The organism is Psychroserpens citreus, from assembly GCF_055686305.1.
Window position 1 is genome coordinate 3,042,219 of the sequence record NZ_CM145999.1, and the last position, 19,409, is coordinate 3,061,627.

9 protein-coding genes are annotated in these 19,409 nt (G+C 34.6%); 5 read left to right on the top strand and 4 right to left on the bottom strand.

Going from position 1 to position 19,409, the window contains the following annotated elements:
- The first annotated feature begins 203 nt into the window (after window positions 1-203).
- Window positions 204-698: a CAP domain-containing protein gene (locus ACTU6T_RS13625; RefSeq protein ID WP_460218746.1), complete on the top strand. Its 495-nt coding sequence runs from the start codon at window positions 204-206 to the stop codon at window positions 696-698.
- A 95-nt stretch (window positions 699-793) separates the two neighbouring features.
- Window positions 794-1,216, top strand: coding sequence for a hypothetical protein (locus ACTU6T_RS13630; protein ID WP_460218747.1), 423 nt, complete (start codon window positions 794-796; stop codon window positions 1,214-1,216).
- Window positions 1,217-1,276: 60 nt separating this feature from the next.
- Here the strand turns inward: ACTU6T_RS13630 and ACTU6T_RS13635 are convergent, their stop codons facing one another.
- From ACTU6T_RS13635 to ACTU6T_RS13650, 4 genes are read right to left on the bottom strand one after another with little or no spacing between them, the layout of a single operon-like run.
- Window positions 1,277-3,208 carry an OmpA family protein gene (locus ACTU6T_RS13635; protein ID WP_472534015.1) on the bottom strand — a complete coding sequence of 644 codons (1,932 nt, stop codon included), beginning with the start codon at window positions 3,206-3,208 and terminating at the stop codon, window positions 1,277-1,279.
- A gap of 14 nt (window positions 3,209-3,222) precedes the next feature.
- Window positions 3,223-4,140 (bottom strand): PorP/SprF family type IX secretion system membrane protein, encoded by a 918-nt coding sequence (locus ACTU6T_RS13640; RefSeq protein ID WP_460218749.1) that lies wholly within the window; start codon window positions 4,138-4,140, stop codon window positions 3,223-3,225.
- Between the two features lie 12 nt (window positions 4,141-4,152).
- On the bottom strand, window positions 4,153-15,153 hold the full coding sequence (locus ACTU6T_RS13645; protein ID WP_460218750.1) for an HYR-like domain-containing protein: 11,001 nt from the start codon (window positions 15,151-15,153) through the stop codon (window positions 4,153-4,155).
- Between the two features lie 34 nt (window positions 15,154-15,187).
- Window positions 15,188-15,637 carry a hypothetical protein gene (locus ACTU6T_RS13650; RefSeq protein WP_460218751.1) on the bottom strand — a complete coding sequence of 150 codons (450 nt, stop codon included), beginning with the start codon at window positions 15,635-15,637 and terminating at the stop codon, window positions 15,188-15,190.
- A gap of 302 nt (window positions 15,638-15,939) precedes the next feature.
- Between ACTU6T_RS13650 and ACTU6T_RS13655 the strand changes: the two genes are divergently transcribed.
- The 3 genes from ACTU6T_RS13655 to ACTU6T_RS13665 are packed head-to-tail and all read left to right on the top strand — an operon-like array spanning window position 15,940 to window position 19,384.
- Window positions 15,940-16,425, top strand: a complete 486-nt coding sequence (locus tag ACTU6T_RS13655) for a SixA phosphatase family protein (RefSeq protein WP_460218752.1) — start codon at window positions 15,940-15,942, stop codon at window positions 16,423-16,425.
- A complete protein-coding gene (gene ppk1, locus ACTU6T_RS13660; RefSeq protein WP_460218753.1) occupies window positions 16,426-18,477 on the top strand; it encodes a polyphosphate kinase 1 in 2,052 nt (683 codons plus the stop codon).
- 1 nt (window position 18,478) lies between these two features.
- Window positions 18,479-19,384 carry a Ppx/GppA phosphatase family protein gene (locus ACTU6T_RS13665; RefSeq protein WP_460218754.1) on the top strand — a complete coding sequence of 302 codons (906 nt, stop codon included), beginning with the start codon at window positions 18,479-18,481 and terminating at the stop codon, window positions 19,382-19,384.
- Window positions 19,385-19,409 lie beyond the last annotated feature (25 nt).

Consider the following 19,409-nt stretch of genomic DNA (forward strand, 5'->3'; position numbering starts at 1 on the left):
ATAAAAAGTAGGAAAAAACTTTATAAATTTTACTTTTTATCGAAATATTGTGTCTATAAACGTCAAAAAACGTATAAATCTGTATATTGTCGGTAGAAATAAGCGATTATTTAAATATCCCCAAGTTTGAATAATCATTTGTATTAACAGAAATAATTTTTAAGACCCCAAGTCTAAATTATTTAAAAGTAAAATACCTACTTATGAAACTTACTAAATACTTGCCGATATTGGCATTAGTTGCTTTGTTAACGTTTTCGTGTTCTACTGAAGACTTTCCTGAAGAGACGATAGATAGTATGTCTTTACCTGTCCCTCCAGCTGCAAAAACCATTGAAATTGAAATTTTAGAGCTTATTAATGCTCATAGAATTACTAATGGACTTCAACCATTAAATAATCATAATACAATAAAGGCGGTTGCCTATACGCATACTGATTATATGGTTGAGTCAAATAATGTTGGTCATGATAATTTTTTTCAACGTAAAAACAGTTTAATAGATAATGCCGATGCTGTAAAAGTATCAGAGAATGTAGCCTATGCTTTTAGTTCTGCACAGTCTGTTGTAAATGCTTGGTTGGATAGTGAAGGCCATAGAGCAAATATTGAAGGTGATTATACTGACTTTGATATTTCTGCCGAACAAAACGAAGAAGGGAGATGGTATTTTACCAATATTTTCATAAAACGATAATGACTAAAAATTGATTAATAGCAAATAATTATTTTTGAAGCCACGATTATTAGTTTAATTGTGGTTTTTTTATATCATCATTTAAAACTATTTTGATGTCAATTTTTAAATATTATAAAGTTGCTGTATTATATCCTTCTATTCTTGTATGCTTATCTGGAATATTATTCTCTATTGTTAGTAATAGAAATTATATAAGTGATTTTATAAGTAAGGATGCAATAATAGAATTAGGAATCTTATTTACTGTGTTGCATGTTCTTATAATGCTGATTTTGTCATTACCAATTATGCTTCATCAAAAGTCTGTAATACATAATTCTAAACTTTATAGCATTATTTCTTGGTTTTTCTTTCCTATAATTTATTTAGGTATTATTCTTTTTGAGCATTTTAGTTATGAAACTAATACTAGGTTTTATACAAATGATGGTACTATTTTTATTTTAATATTGACAGTTCCTTATATAATTAGCGTTATGTTGTCGTATTATATGTATAAGGGCAATTTTAAATAAAAAAAGCAGATACAATTTTAAATGATCTGCTTTTTTCAGTTTAGTATAGAGGGTAATAATTTACTCTTTTAAGATATAGAAGTATGAACGTCTATTTAATTGATGTTCTTCTTCGGTACATTTTACACCATTTGAACATTTGTTCAATAATTGGTATTCTCCGTAGCCAATGGCGCTTTCTATACGTTCTGGTGCTATTCCTCTTGAAATAATATATTCCATAGTAGATTTCGCTCTTCTATCAGATAACTTTTCATTATACTTATCACGTCCACGACTATCTGTATGAGATTCAATTTTAATAATCATAGTTGGGTGGGCACGCATTACATCTACAATATTTTCTAATTCATATTGAGCATCAGTTCTGATGTTCCACTTATCAAAATCAAAGAATATAGGATTGATAACAATTTGACTATCTGTAATTAAAGGTTCTAAATATAAATCGGCTTCAGTTTCTTTTTCATGCTCATTATCTGTAGTCACTTTCTTTTGATCATCTTTGTAATCTTCTTTATTACCAACAACGGTATATGTCGAATTACAATCTGCAGTAAACTCATAAGCTCCTTCTGTATCAGTTTCAACTTCAGCAATGACTTTACCAACTTCATTAATCAATTTTACGGTAACACCAGATAAAACATCACTTGTATTTAAATCTCGGGCAATTCCTTTAATCATTTGAACACAAATAGAGGCATCAAAACTATATATATCATCTCCACCCTGACCATTAGGACGGTTAGAGGAGAAGTAACCTGTATGTTCGTTTTCAGCTTCTGAAACATTCTTGAAATATGCAAAATCATCATAACCACTATTGTAAGGCGCGCCTAAATTTTCTGGTTCTGAGGTCTCATCTTTAAGAATATTAGATTTAAAAATATCTAGCAAACCTAAATTTAAATGTCCATCCGAAGAAAAGTAAAACGTACTGTCTTTTGCAATAAACGGAAACATTTCACGTCCTTCAGTGTTTATTTGTTCTCCTAGGTTTCTTGGTTCTGAATAGTTATTTCCGCCTTGAATATCTACTACATAAATATCTGTACCTCCAATACCACCTTCACGATCAGAAACAAAATATAATTGTTTATTATCAGGACTTAAGGTTGGATGTCCAGTAGAGAATATCTCATCATTAAATGGCAATTCAACAATATTTGTCCATTGATCATCAACAAGAGTGGCTTTATATAATTTAAGATGGGTAGTACCTTTTTTATCATACTTTACCTTTTTATTACTCTTACTTACATTGTCTCTTGTGAAATACATTGTTTTTCCATCGTTAGTAATAGCTACAGATGCTTCATGGAAATTTGAATTCACTTTTTCAGCAGTAATAAAATCAGGAGTTCCATAAGTTACTGTGTCAACATCTTTATCAACTTCAATTTGGTATATATCTAAGAATGGTTCTTGATTCCAACTATATAAATCTTTATCATCTGTATTTCTAGCTGATGCAAAATAAAGTTGCCCATTATGAACGTAAGATCCAAAATCTGAATATTTTGTATTAAAGGGTAAATTTTGAATTTTTACAACCTTGTTCTTTTCAGAACTAGCTAATTCGTTATATTTCGCAATGTTCTCAGGATTATATCCCTTAATTCGTGAGTCGTTATTTTGAATCTCCATGAATGTTTTCATCCAAGAATCGGCATTCTCATACTGACCTAAACTGCGTAACGATTGAATATGTTTATAGATATACTCTGGATTGATTTTATCTTTACCGTATTTATCTAAGGCTTTACCATACCAAAATGCAGCTTTTTCTGATTTTGAATTGTTATAATAACAATCTCCTAATCGGGTTAAGACGTGTAAACTCGTATCGCCTTTTTTTAGAACTTCTTCATAAAGTTCAGTGGCTTTTACATACCCAAAATTGCTAAAAAACTTATCAGCAAGTTTCTCTTGGGCTATCATAATTGTGCTACTAAGCGCAAATATTAAGATTAAAAACTTTGATTTCATCATTGACATGTTTTTTAGAAGTATCTAGGTGATTTAATACGTTTGCTTTTAAATATTTCAAACATCAGTAATACTTCATGCGTACCACTTGTATAAGGTCTTAAGTCCGAAATAGGATATTCATAGGCATATCCAATTCGCAATTGTTTCGATACTTGGAAATCGGCAATACCACCAATAGCAGCAGCTCGTTCGTTAACTCTATAACCAGCACCTACCCAAAATTTCTCATGAAATAAAAAGTTGGCTGTAAGATCAAAAGATAGCGGTGCTCCATTTGTTGCTTTTAAGAGCATTGCAGGTTTTAGTTTTGTGTTTTCACTTAATTCAAATACATAACCACCTGTAAAATAGTAACTAATTCGCTCGAGGGCTTGAAATTCTGCATCGCCAGTATAATCTGTATTTAATATTCTTGGAGCAGAAAGCCCTAAATACCATTTTTGACTATGCCAATATACACCTGTACCTATATTCGGTTTCCATCTATTTTCAAATCCGAAAATTACTGGGTCATTAGCTTGTGATTGCTGAAAATCAGCATCCAAACTATAACTTGTAAAACCAGCCTTCAAACCGAACGCTAATTTACTGTTATCACCTGTTGGAATTGTATATGAAAAATCACCATATAGGTAGGAAAAATTTTGATATCCCAATTCATCATTAATAAAAGATACACCAAGACCTACGCGCTCATTTCTCATTGGTGCATGCACAGAAAGTGTTTGAGTTTGTGGACCTCCTTCGAGACCAACCCATTGACTTCTATGTAAACCTACAACACTTAGTGTTTCTCTACTTCCGGCATAAGCTGGATTTATTGAAATCGTATTGTACATATACTGAGTAAACTGCGGAAGCTGCTGTGCAACACCCATCCAGCTACTGAATAGTATAAATGCTATTATGTTAAACTTGACTAATTTCATATAGGTTAAGATTTATTTTGTTGAAACGTAGATTGGGCCTGTAAAAGGTTTTAGTCCACTATTCTTTAAGTTTAGTACGTAATAATATGTTCCCGTTGGCACAAAATCTGAGTTACCAATAGAAGCACTAGATGATGTTCCATTCCAATCATTTTGATAATTAGAGTTGTCATAAATTTTTGCTCCCCAACGGTTGAAAATTTGTAATTCGTAAACGAAATCACAATCTTCTACACCAGTAATAGTAAAGAACTCGTTGATGCCATCAAAGTTAGCTGTAACTGCTTTTGAGATAATAACATCGTCTTCACCACAAGGGAAAACAACACATTCCTCATCAAGTGTAATCGTTACAGTCACTACGCCTGGACAATCACCTTCATAAGTATAAGTAAACTCATATTCACCTAATTGATCATCAGTATAATCCCCATTAAAATCTAATAATTCTGATGGGTTAAAAATACTTCCATCTAATGTAGCATTACCAGAGGTTACAGTCCAAACACCATCGGCATCATAATCTCCGCTTAATAAATCAAAAAGATCAAAATCAACATCCTCAATAATACATAATGTGGCTTCTGTTGTAGTAACTTCTGTTAGAACAGTAACATTTATAGTTTGTGTAAATATAGATTCGTTACCACATTCATCACTTACAAACCAATCTCTAATTATTGAATAATCTGAATCTGTTCCATCTGACGTAGAAGTTTCATTAAATTCAACCGTCATGTTTGTAGAGCAAGCATCTTCAAATACTAGTTCTGGAATTTCAGGAATATCACTACAAACAATATTGATAATCTCCTCTAATTCACCTACTAAGGTTGGAGCAGTAGTATCAACAATACTTATGGTCTGTACAAGAGTTGTTGTGTTTTCACAATCATCTGTTAATGTCCATGTTCTAGTTATTGTAGATTCATTTGGACAATCACCTTCGGTTATGGTATCAACAAATGTTGCTTCTAAATCAGTAGAGCAATTATCTGCTTCATCAGTGACGTCACCAGTTATGGTAAGGTCGTTTGGATCTTCGCTACATTCAATTGTAATACTTTCAGGAACCGTAAATGTTGGTGCCGTAGTGTCTTGAATTGTAATGGTTTGTACTAATGCAGTTGCATTTCCACAATCATCTGTTACAGTCCAAACTCGAGTTATTATTGATTCGCTAGCACAATCACCTTCAGCAATTTCATCTTCAAAGGTAGCGTCTAAACCAGTAGAACAATTATCTGCCTCATCAGTCACATCACCTGTTAATGATAAATCGGATGCATCTTCACTACATTCAATAGTAATATCTGCTGGAACAGTAAATGTAGGTGTAGTTGTATCATCAACAGTTATTGTTTGTACTAATGTTGTTGTATTATCACAATCGTCAGTTAAAGTCCAAGTTCTTGAAATTACAAATGCATTCGGACAGTCACCATCAGTAACAGTATCTGTAAATGTAGCGTCAAGATCTGTAGAACAGTTATCAGCTTCATCAGTTACATCTCCAGTTAAAGACAGATCATTTATGTCAGCATCACATTCTAGAGTAACATTTGCAGGAACCGTAAATGTTGGAGCCGTAGTATCTTGAACTGTAATCGTTTGTACAAGCGTAGTTGTATTATCACAATCGTCAGTTAATGTCCAAGTTCTTGTAATAACAGATTCGTTTGCACAAGCACCTTCAGCAAGAGTATCTGTAAATGTAGCATCAAGATCTGTAGAACAGTTATCAGCTTCATCAGTTACATCACCAGTTAAAGATAGATCGCTAGGGTCTTGATCACATTCAATAGTAATACTTTCCGGAACCGTAAATGTTGGAGCCGTAGTATCTTGAACTGTAATCGTTTGTACAAGCGTAGTTGTATTATCACAATCGTCAGTTAATGTCCAAGTTCTTGTAATAACAGATTCGTTTGCACAAGCACCTTCAGCAAGAGTATCTGTAAATGTAGCATCAAGATCTGTAGAACAGTTATCTGCTTCATCAGTTACATCACCAGTTAAAGATAGATCACTAGGGTCTTGATCACATTCAATAGTAATACTTTCCGGAACCGTAAATGTTGGAGCCGTAGTATCTTGAACTGTAATTGTTTGTACAAGCGTAGTTGTATTATCACAATCGTCAGTTAATGTCCAAGTTCTTGTAATAACAGATTCGTTTGCACAAGCACCATCAGCAAGAGTATCTGTAAATGTAGCATCAAGATCTGTAGAACAGTTATCAGCTTCATCAGTTACATCACCAGTTAAAGATAGATCGCTAGGGTCTTGATCACATTCAATAGTAATACTTTCCGGAACCGTAAATGTTGGAGCCGTAGTATCTTGAACTGTAATCGTTTGTACAAGCGTAGTTGTATTATCACAATCGTCAGTTAATGTCCAAGTTCTTGTAATAACAGATTCGTTTGCACAAGCACCATCAGCAACAGTATCTGTAAATGTAGCGTCAAGATCTGTAGAACAGTTATCAGCTTCATCAGTTACATCACCAGTTAAAGATAGATCACTAGGGTCTTGATCACATTCAATAGTAATATTTTCCGGAACCGTAAATGTTGGAGCCGTAGTATCTTCAACTGTAATTGTTTGTACAAGCGTAGTTGTATTATCACAATCGTCAGTTAATGTCCAAGTTCTTGTAATAACAGATTCGTTTGGACAAGCACCATCAGCAACAGTATCTGTAAATGTAGCGTCAAGATCTGTAGAACAGTTATCAGCTTCATCAGTTACATCACCAGTTAAAGATAGATCGCTAGGGTCTTGATCACATTCAATAGTAATACTTTCCGGAACCGTAAATGTTGGAGCCGTAGTATCTTGAACTGTAATCGTTTGTACAAGCGTAGTTGTATTATCACAATCGTCAGTTAATGTCCAAGTTCTTGTAATAACAGATTCGTTTGCACAAGCACCTTCAGCAAGAGTATCTGTAAATGTAGCATCAAGATCTGTAGAACAGTTATCTGCTTCATCAGTTACATCACCAGTTAAAGACAGATCATTTATGTCAGCATCACATTCAATAGTAATACTTTCCGGGGCCGTAAACGTTGGAGCCGTAGTATCTTGAACAGTAATTGTTTGTACAAGCGTAGTTGTATTATCACAATCGTCAGTTAATGTCCAAGTTCTTGTAATAACAGATTCGTTTGCACAAGCACCATCAGCAACAGTATCTGTAAATGTAGCATCAAGAGTACCAGAACATAAATCTGTTTCATCGGTTACATCTCCAGTTAATGACAAATCACTAGGATCTTGGTCACATTCTATAGAGATGCTTTCAGGAACCGTAAATGTTGGAGGTGTAGTATCTTCAATAGTTAATGTTGCATCGATAGTTGCAGAATTCCCACAATCATCAGTAACCGTATATATAACATTAATAGTTCCAGCTTGTCCACAAGTAGATACTAAATTAGTAAAGTCATAATTTGAAGTTACCGTTATTGCAATATCATCTGCACAATTTTGAAGTGCAACGATATTGTTGTCGTTCCAATCGTTAGCTAATGTTTCATTTTCATCTCCAAAGCATTCGATTGTAGTATCTTCGACTGTACAATTCGACAAATCAGGAATTGTACCATCATCAAATGACAATGTAGCAGAAAGCGTTGTTTCATTACCACAATCATCAGTAATTGTATAATTTACTGTAAGATTGCCGCAAGGCCCACATGTTGTATTTAAGTTATTAAAGTCGTAATCAGATGTTACTTGACCAGTAAAATCTGTATCACAAGCATCGGCAGCACAAGCTTCTAGAGCAGCAATATTTGCAGCATTCCATGCATCAGCCAATGATTCATTATTAGTATCAGTACATTCTAACACTGTGTTTTCTACTGTGCATCCAGTTAAATCAGGTATTGTAGTATCTTCTAAAGTTAAAGTAGCATTTAAAGTTGCTTCATTCCCACAATCATCAGTAATGGTATAAATTACATCAATAGTACCACCTTGACCACAAGTAGACACAAGATTAGTAAATACATAGTTAGAAGTAACTTGACCAGAGAAATCTGTATCACATGAATCAGCCGCACAAGTTTCTAGTGCAGCAATGTTTGCCGCATTCCAATCGTTAGCAAGTGTTTCGTTATCGGTACCAGAGCATTCGATAGTCGCATCAGTTACAGCGCAATTATCAAGGCTAGGAGGCGTTGAATCTTCAAGCGTTAATGTTGCATTTAATGTTGTTTCATTACCACAATCATCAGTAATAGTATAGATCACATCAATAGTACCACCTTGCCCACAAGTAGACACAAGGTTTGTAAATGTATAGTTTGAAGTAACTTGACCAGTGAAGTCTGTATCACAAGTATCAGCCACACAAGTTTCTAGAGCAGCAATGTTTGCCGCATTCCAGTTGTTAGCAAGTGTTTCGTTATCGGTACCAGAACATTCGATAGTCGCATCAGTTACAGCGCAATTATCAAGATTAGGAGGCGTTGAATCTTCAAGCGTTAAAGTTGCATTTAATGTTGTTTCATTACCACAATCATCAGTAATAGTATAGATCACATCAATAGTACCACCTTGCCCACAAGTAGACACAAGGTTTGTAAATGTATAGTTTGAAGTAACTTGACCAGTGAAGTCTGTATCACAAGTATCAGCCACACAAGTTTCTAGAGCAGCAATGTTTGCCGTATTCCAGTTGTTAGCAAGTGTTTCGTTATCGGTACCAGAGCATTCGATAGTCGCATCAGTTACAGCGCAATTATCAAGATTAGGAGGCGTTGAATCTTCAAGCGTTAAAGTTGCATTTAATGTTGTCGCATTACCACAATCATCAGTAATGGTATAGATCACATCAATAGTACCACCTTGCCCACAAGTAGATACAAGATTAGTAAATACATAGTCAGAAGTTACTGTGATACCTAAATCATCAGCACAATTTTCAAGTGCAGTAATATTAGCAGTATTCCAATCATTAGCTAAAGTTTCATTGTCATCACCAGAACATTCGATGGTTGTATCTGTTACTGTACAATTAGATAAATCAGGAATAGTACCATCATCAAAAGTTAATGTAGCGATAAGCGTTGTTTCATTCCCACAATCATCCGTAATTGTGTAAGTTACATTGAGTGTACCACAAGGCCCACATGTTGTGTTTAAGTTATTAAAGTCGTAATCAGATGTTACTTGACCAGTAAAATCTGTATCACAAGCATCGGCAGCACAAGCTTCTAGAGCAGCAATATTTGCAGCATTCCATGCATCAGCCAATGATTCATTATTAGTATCAGTACATTCTAACACTGTGTTTTCTACTGTGCATCCAGTTAAATCAGGTATTGTAGTATCTTCTAAAGTTAAAGTAGCATTTAAAGTTGCTTCATTCCCACAATCATCAGTAATGGTATAAATTACATCAATAGTACCACCTTGACCACAAGTAGACACAAGATTAGTAAATACATAGTTAGAAGTAACTTGACCAGAGAAATCTGTATCACATGAATCAGCCGCACAAGTTTCTAGTGCAGCAATGTTTGCCGCATTCCAATCGTTAGCAAGTGTTTCGTTATCGGTACCAGAGCATTCGATAGTCGCATCAGTTACAGCGCAATTATCAAGGCTAGGAGGCGTTGAATCTTCAAGCGTTAATGTTGCATTTAATGTTGTTTCATTACCACAATCATCAGTAATAGTATAGATCACATCAATAGTACCACCTTGCCCACAAGTAGACACAAGGTTTGTAAATGTATAGTTTGAAGTAACTTGACCAGTGAAGTCTGTATCACAAGTATCAGCCACACAAGTTTCTAGAGCAGCAATGTTTGCCGCATTCCAGTTGTTAGCAAGTGTTTCGTTATCGGTACCAGAACATTCGATAGTCGCATCAGTTACAGCGCAATTATCAAGATTAGGAGGCGTTGAATCTTCAAGCGTTAAAGTTGCATTTAATGTTGTTTCATTACCACAATCATCAGTAATAGTATAGATCACATCAATAGTACCACCTTGCCCACAAGTAGACACAAGGTTTGTAAATGTATAGTTTGAAGTAACTTGACCAGTGAAGTCTGTATCACAAGTATCAGCCACACAAGTTTCTAGAGCAGCAATGTTTGCCGTATTCCAGTTGTTAGCAAGTGTTTCGTTATCGGTACCAGAACATTCGATAGTCGCATCAGTTACAGCGCAATTATCAAGATTAGGAGGCGTTGAATCTTCAAGCGTTAAAGTTGCATTTAATGTTGTCGCATTACCACAATCATCAGTAATGGTATAGATCACATCAATAGTACCACCTTGCCCACAAGTAGATACAAGATTAGTAAATACATAGTCAGAAGTTACTGTGATACCTAAATCATCAGCACAATTTTCAAGTGCAGTAATATTAGCAGTATTCCAATCATTAGCTAAAGTTTCATTGTCATCACCAGAACATTCGATGGTTGTATCTGTTACTGTACAATTAGATAAATCAGGAATAGTACCATCATCAAAAGTTAATGTAGCGATAAGCGTTGTTTCATTCCCACAATCATCCGTAATTGTGTAAGTTACATTGAGTGTACCACAAGGCCCACATGTTGTGTTTAAGTTATTAAAGTCGTAATCAGATGTTACTTGACCAGTAAAATCTGTATCACAAGCATCGGCAGCACAAGCTTCTAGAGCAGCAATATTTGCAGCATTCCATGCATCAGCCAATGATTCATTATTAGTATCAGTACATTCTAACACTGTGTTTTCTATAGTACATGCTAAAAGGTTTGGAGGCGTTGTATCAACAACAGCAATTGTTTGTGTATCAGATACTGAATTACCACAGTCATCTGTAGCTGTCCAAGTTCTAGTAATAGTCTCTGTATTTCCGCAGGCAGAAACTGATGCGTCAGAGAACGTTACAGTCACAGTACCACAAGTATCAGTAGCAGTAGCATTACCAGTATCAGCTGGGTCAGTACTTTCGGTACATTCTACAGTTGCATCTGCAGGTAGCGTTAAAGTTGGAGGCGTTGTATCAACAACAGCAATTGTTTGTGTATCAGATACTGAATTACCACAGTCGTCTGTAGCTGTCCAAGTTCTAGTAATAGTTTCGGTATTTCCGCAAGCTGAAGCTGAAGCATCAGAGAATGAAATAGTGACATTTCCACAAGTATCAGTAGCAGTAGCATTACCAGTATCAGCTGGGTCAGTACTTTCGGTACATTCTACAGTTGCATCTGCAGGTAGCGTTAAAGTTGGAGGCGTTGTATCAACAACAGCAATTGTTTGTGTATCAGATACTGAATTACCACAGTCATCTGTAGCTGTCCAAGTTCTAGTAATAGTCTCTGTATTTCCGCAGGCAGAAGCTGAAGCATCAGAGAATGAAATAGTGACATTTCCACAGGTATCAGTAGCAGTAGCATTACCAGTATCAGCTGGGTCAGTACTTTCGGTACATTCTACAGTTGCATCTGCAGGTAGCGTTAAAGTTGGTGGCGTTGTATCAACAACAGCAATTGTTTGTGTATCAGATACTGAATTACCACAGTCGTCTGTAGCTGTCCAAGTTCTAGTAATAGTTTCGGTATTTCCGCAAGCTGAAGCTGAAGCATCAGAGAATGAAATAGTGACATTTCCACAGGTATCAGTAGCAGTAGCATTACCAGTATCAGCTGGGTCAGTACTTTCGGTACATTCTACAGTTGCATCTGCAGGTAGCGTTAAAGTTGGAGGCGTTGTATCAACAACAGCAATTGTTTGTGTATCAGATACTGAATTACCACAGTCATCTGTAGCTGTCCAAGTTCTAGTAATAGTCTCTGTATTTCCGCAGGCAGAAACTGATGCGTCAGAGAACGTTACAGTCACAGTACCACAAGTATCAGTAGCAGTAGCATTACCAGTATCAGCTGGGTCAGTACTTTCGGTACATTCTACAGTTGCATCTGCAGGTAGCGTTAAAGTTGGAGGCGTTGTATCAACAACAGCAATTGTTTGTGTATCAGATACTGAATTACCACAGTCGTCTGTAGCTGTCCAAGTTCTAGTAATAGTTTCGGTATTTCCGCAAGCTGAAGCTGAAGCATCAGAGAATGAAATAGTGACATTTCCACAAGTATCAGTAGCAGTAGCATTACCAGTATCAGCTGGGTCAGTACTTTCGGTACATTCTACAGTTGCATCTGCAGGTAGCGTTAAAGTTGGAGGCGTTGTATCAACAACAGCAATTGTTTGTGTATCAGATACTGAATTACCACAGTCATCTGTAGCTGTCCAAGTTCTAGTAATAGTCTCTGTATTTCCGCAGGCAGAAGCTGAAGCATCAGAGAATGAAATAGTGACATTTCCACAGGTATCAGTAGCAGTAGCATTACCAGTATCAGCTGGGTCAGTACTTTCGGTACATTCTACAGTTGCATCTGCAGGTAGCGTTAAAGTTGGTGGCGTTGTATCAACAACAGCAATTGTTTGTGTATCAGATACTGAATTACCACAGTCGTCTGTAGCTGTCCAAGTTCTAGTAATAGTTTCGGTATTTCCGCAAGCTGAAGCTGAAGCATCAGAGAATGAAATAGTGACATTTCCACAGGTATCAGAACCTGTAGCGTTTCCAGTGTTGGAAGGGTCAGTACTTTGTCCACACTCTACAGTTTCGTTCCCTGGTACAATTATCGTTGGCACTCCAGTATCTACTACTTCAATGGTTTGTACAGCAGTTGCTACATTACCACAGTCATCCGTAGCTGTCCATGTTCTTGTAATAGTTTCAGTATTTCCACATCCAGAAACTGAAGTATCTGAATAATCTATAGTCACAGTTCCACATGTATCTGTAGCCGTTGCCTCTCCAGTATTTGGAGGAGATGTACTTTCACCACATTCTACAATTTTATTTGGTGGAATTGTTATAGTTGGATCAGTAGTATCAACAACGGTAATAGTCTGAGTATCAGAAGTGGAATTTCCACAATCGTCAGTTGCAGTCCAAGTTCTAGTAATTATTTCAGTGTTTCCACAACCAGCAACAGAGGTATCAGAAAATGTTATGGTTACATTTCCACAGTTATCTGTACCAGTAGCATTACCAGTTTCTGATGGATCTGTACCTTCTGTACACTGTACAGTTTCATCATCTGGAACTGTCAATGTTGGAGGTGTTGAATCTACAACATAAATTGTTTGCACATATTCTTGAATAGTAACACCACAGGCATCTGTGAATGTCCAAGTATTTGTATAAGATCCATTAGTTGGACAATTTGGGTCAACAACTAAGGAACCTGATGTTTTAGTATACGTAAAATCACATTTATCAGTTTCTGGCTCTAAGCTTTGAGCTGCAGTTAAAGCCGAAGGATCATCACATTCAACAGTTCGATCTAACTCTTGAGGAGCAGTAGCCCATGCAACTACAGGTTGATTAATTTCAACCATAAGTGGAAGTTTATTACCAATGTTACAATCATCTAAGGCAGCAGAACTCAATGTACTTTGACCATTTGGGTTTTGAATACCATTATAATTAGCCGTAAACTGAAGGTCAAAAGTTAAATCACAATTATCTTCTAAAAAATAACATTCGTCTTTAATTACGACATCAAAATCTATTTCTAAAGCAGGATCACCAACATCGGTATATCCATCTTCAATAAAAAATTCTAAAAAGTTGGTTACTGGATTATAATCGTACGTTACACCAGCTGGTAAATTCACCATATTTACACCACCAATTTGCGGAGGCAACGTAGAAGAAATAGATAAATTAACTGCATTATCGTTACCTTTATTTATGACATTAAATGTAAATCCAAGTGATGATCCAGGATTTGCTGGAGACGCTCCAGAATCCATTACAATTTCAATTGGATCTAAATCTGGTGCCCAAACATCAACTGAAAGCCCAACAAGGTATAATCCGTATGTTTCTTGATTAGAAGCCAGTCTTAATGTAGCAGACGTTTGATTATTTCCAATAAGTGAATTTCCTGTATTATCAAGATTAAATACTGCTGCATCAAAACCTAATGTGTTTTGACTGGCAGGATTTCTATCTAAGAAATTAGAATTGCCTATTGTAATTCTACTATTAAAGAAGTTATTACTATTTCTTTGTGGTGCACTAATTGGCATAAAATCACCTGAGGTATCAAGAATTTGTAATTGATCACCACTTAAATCTTGATCACCTTCTAACGACCCAATAAGAACATTTGCATTTACATTACCAGTTGGTACAGTTTGAAATCCACCAAATGTGATGTCAAAATTATTAACAGCACTTGTAACATTGGCATAACCGTCAAAAATACTAATGTTTTTTGCAGATAGCTTTGGACTTTCATAAACGAAAACTATTTGCCATCCACCAGAAGTACCAATGTTTCCACCACCATGTCCAGTTAGTGATCCTACTTTAGCTTCAACATTTGCAACTTGATATGTTCCATAAGGATTATCTAGACCAGCTACTAAACTTGTAATGTCTTTAAAGCAAATATATGGGTCATTGTTTAAATGAAAATTTCTACCTCTATAAATGATATCATCAGCTGTAAGTGTTGCATATTGTGTTTGTCCTGGAAGCATTAGCATTATATCATTGTAGTTCCAGTTAGGCTGATTTTCAGAATTTGGATCCGTAGTAGGCTCTCTATCTGCAGCTGCCCAATATAAATAGGCTCTATATGTTGTAAGACAAGCTAATTGCGGTTGAGGATTTGTGTAATTTGCACTACTCGAATTAAAAGTGTCATCAACTGAATCGTTATTGGCATCATAAACACCATCGATATCGACATAGACATTATTACTAAAGTTATGGTTTCCTTCAGAACCATTATAGTTTTGTGTAGCAGTTCTAGACAACATGTTGTTGGCGATCATAGTGTAGTCTCCATTTAAGGTTTGATTAAACCTTGGAGTAAATGGATCTAGAACTTGAGCATTAACAAAACAACCTAACATGGTAATAAATACCAGAAAGGCTTTTTTTAACGTATTATGATTAATAGCATTTTTCATAAGTAACAGTTTGTTAATTAACTAGTCAATAAGACTAGTTGAAATTTTTTGGATCTGGGATTTGGGATTTTATAGTGAGCGTATTGCTGATTGTTTTTGCATTACTAGAAATAGCCCGAATTTCAATACAATTCCATGTTCCTAATGCAGTGTCTGAATTTCGTGAAACTTTAATATAAAAATCTTTTGAACTTTTTCCTTCGACAATTCCAGAGTTAAACGTTCCATTGTTTTGAGCATTTAATACTTGATTTTTTAGAAGTACTTGTTTTGATTGCTGAATGTTTTCGCAAGCTTTGTTTTCTGAAACAATAGTAAATTTTTGATCTTTACCAGATGAGTTAATAACCTCTATAAGGTATAAGTGCTCAGAAGCTGTATTTGGTGCATCTGATGACTTTTTTACCTTTAACTCAAGAGTTTGTTGTCCATACGTAAATAGCGTTGCAACACAAACTAGTATTATCGTCGTAATTTTTTTCATAGTAATATATTTAACTATAACTTCGCTTAGCGATTTTAATTTAAAATAATTGTAACTGCTTTAAGTCTTTTGACCTTTATCAGATGTCCAATTTTTTGAGGGAAGAACATTGGTAACCAATGTGTGGTAAATGGATATATTAATATATTTTTGATTTGGGGTCATTAAACATTAATTTAACTAAACAAATGAACTGATAACAAATACCTTTGACAAATTTAAATGTTAAAGAGGGCAAAATACTCGTTAAAACGGAAATATGCAACATTTTATCGGTAAAAATTGCATTTAATCGAATATAAATGAAAAGAATTATACTAGTACGACACGCAAAATCCTCATGGAAACATAATGTTTCTGATAGAGAAAGACCATTGAAAAAGCGAGGATTTAACGATGCTATGCTCGTTTCTAAAGCTTTTAAAAACAAGTTATTAATGCCAGATATTGTTTTTTCTAGCCCTGCAAATAGAGCTTTGACAACCTGTAAGATTTTTATTAAAAATTTGGGGTTCAATACTGGAAATCTGAAAATTATTGAAGATTTATACGATTTCGGAGGGGAAAATGTTATTCGATTTTTGAAAGATTTAAATGAAAATTATCAAAATGTTATGATTTTTGGTCATAATCATGCATTCACGTCGATTTGCAATATATTTGGTGATACTTTTATTGATAATTTGCCTACAAGCGGCTTGGTTGTTCTTGAATTTGAAATAAATTCGTGGACAGAATTAAATAAAGGAGTAACACAATTAATGATTTTTCCTAGAGATCTTAAATAAATGACAAAAGATAAAAACACTTATATAAATAGAGAATTGAGCTGGCTTCAATTTAATGAACGCGTTTTGCAAGAAGCGAGAGATGAAAATGTTCCTTTGATTGAACGTTTTCGGTTTTTAGGAATATTTTCAAATAATCTTGATGAATTTTTCAAAGTACGTTATGCAACCGTCAAACGAATTGATGAAGCAGGTAAAGCTGGTAAAAGCCAATTGGGTATTAAGGCTGCAGATTTATTAGATATTATCACTCAAGTTGTGATTAAGCAGCAGAGTAAAAGCCTAGATATTTTAAATGACATTCAAAACAAGCTGGAAAACGAGAACATCTTTATCATTGATGAAACTCAGGTTGATGAAGAACAGCATGCATTCATAAAAAATTATTTTATTCAGCAAGTGAGCCCTGCTTTGGTTACCATCATCTTAAATGACATGGTTGAACTTCCTCATTTACAAGATAGTGCAGCATACTTAGCTGTAAAAATGGAATTGCATAATCAGAAAAATCAATTTGCATTGATCGAAATATCGAAATCCATGGAACGCTTTGTTGTTTTACCTAGTAAAGGCGATAAGTGTTTTATTATGATTTTAGATGACTTATTGAGATATTGTCTAAATGATATTTTTAATATTTTTAGCTATAGTAAAATTTCTGCGAATATGATTAAAATCACTCGAGATGGTGAGTTAGATTTTGATAGTGATTTAAGTAAAAGTTTTATTGAGAAAATATCAGATAGTGTAAAAGACAGACAAATAGGTGATCCTGTTCGATTTGTTTACGATAAAAAAATTGATAAAGAAACACTAGAGTATTTAATGTCCAAAATGGGTATAGATTCTAAAGATAGTGTTATTCCTGGTGGAAGATATCACAATAGAAGAGATTATATGGGATTCCCAAGTCTCGGCCGTAAAGATTTACTATATAAAAAAATAGATCCTTTAAAAGTAAAAGGACTTAGCTTACAACATAGTATATTTAGTACAATATCAGATAAAGATTATTTGCTACATACGCCTTATCAGACGTTTTCTTATGTTGTAAAGTTTTTGCGAGAAGCAGCTCTTGATCCTCAAGTAAAGACTATAAAAATTACTATTTATAGATTAGCTCAAATCTCACACATAGCAAGTTCATTAATAAATGCTGCTAAAAATGGTAAAAAAGTTACAGTTGTAATAGAATTGAGAGCTCGATTTGATGAACAAGCCAATATAGATTACGCAGAACAAATGCAGGATGAAGGTGTTAACTTGTTGTTTGGTGTATCTGGACTTAAAGTTCATAGTAAGATTTGTGTTTTAGAGCGAGAAGAAAATAATAACTTAAAGCGTTACGGGTTCATTAGTACTGGTAATTTCAATGAATCTACAGCTAAAATTTATACAGATTTTACTTTATTTACATCCAATCAAAAGGTATTAAAGGATATTAATAAAGTCTTTAATTTCTTTGATACTAATTATCGAATTCACCGCTATAAGCATATCATTACATCACCTCATTATACTAAGTCTAAACTTTTTGCTTTAATTGATACGGAGATTGAAAATGTAAGACAAGGAAAACCTGCATTTATTAAGTTAAAATTAAATAGTATTTCCAGCTATAAAATGATAGACAAGTTATATGAGGCTAGTCGTGCTGGAGTAAAAATACAAATGATAGTGCGTGGGATTTGTTGCTTAATTCCTGGTGTAAAAGGAATGAGTGAGAATATAGAAGTCATTAGTATTATTGATAAATTTTTAGAACATACTAGATTATATGTGTTTTGTAATAATGATGATACTAAAGTATATATATCTTCTGCAGATTGGATGACACGCAATATTGAAAATAGAGTAGAAGTTAGTTGTCCAATCTATCAAGAGGATATTAAGCAACAATTGCTAGATATTTTCGATATTTGCTGGAGTGATAATGTAAAAGCTAGAGTCATTGATGAAACTCAAAGCAATGCCTATCGCCAAAATGATAAGCCCAAGGTAAGAGCACAGTTTGCTCTTTACGAATATTTTAAAGACCAATTGAATTCCTAATATGTTAGCCATAAAAAAATACGCAGCAATAGATATAGGATCTAACGCTGTACGTTTATTAATTTCAAGTATTATTGAGCAAGAAGGACAACCTGTAAAGTTTAAAAAAACTTCGCTTGTTCGAGTACCTATCAGACTTGGAGCTGACGTGTTTTTAAATGGTGAAATTTCCGACGATAACAAGAAACGCATGTTAGATACAATGACTGCGTTTAAGCTATTAATGAAATCTCATAAGGTAGTAACTTATAAAGCCTGTGCTACATCAGCTATGAGAGAGGCTAATAATGGTAAGGAGATGGTGGAGTTAATTGCAACACAAGCAGATATCAATATTGATATTATTAATGGTGAAGAGGAGGCAGCAATTATAGCAGCTACAGATTTACATTCCTATATGAAGGAAGATAAGACGTATTTGTATGTTGATGTTGGTGGAGGAAGCACAGAATTTACTGTGATTCACCTCGGAAAAACAAAAGCTTCAAAATCATTTAAAATAGGAACCGTTAGGCTACTAAATAATATTGTAAATAAAGAAACATGGCTGGAGCTCGAAGATTGGATTAAGACACAAACAAAACCCTTTGATCGTATAGAACTGATAGGTTCTGGTGGAAATATTAATAAAATATTTAAGATCTCTGGGAAATCAATGGGGAAACCATTGACTTATTTTTATTTAACTTCTTATTACAATAAATTACGAACCTATTCATATGAAGAGCGAATAACAGAACTTGAACTTAATCAAGATCGTGCAGATGTAATTATTCCTGCAACCAGAATATACTTGTCTGCTATGAAATGGAGTGGCGCCAAAGATATTTATGTGCCTAAAATAGGATTATCTGATGGAATTATTAAAAGTGTTTATTATAATACTGTTTCTAGTATAAGCCTCTAATAATTAGTCAGTTTAGCGTCTTTTT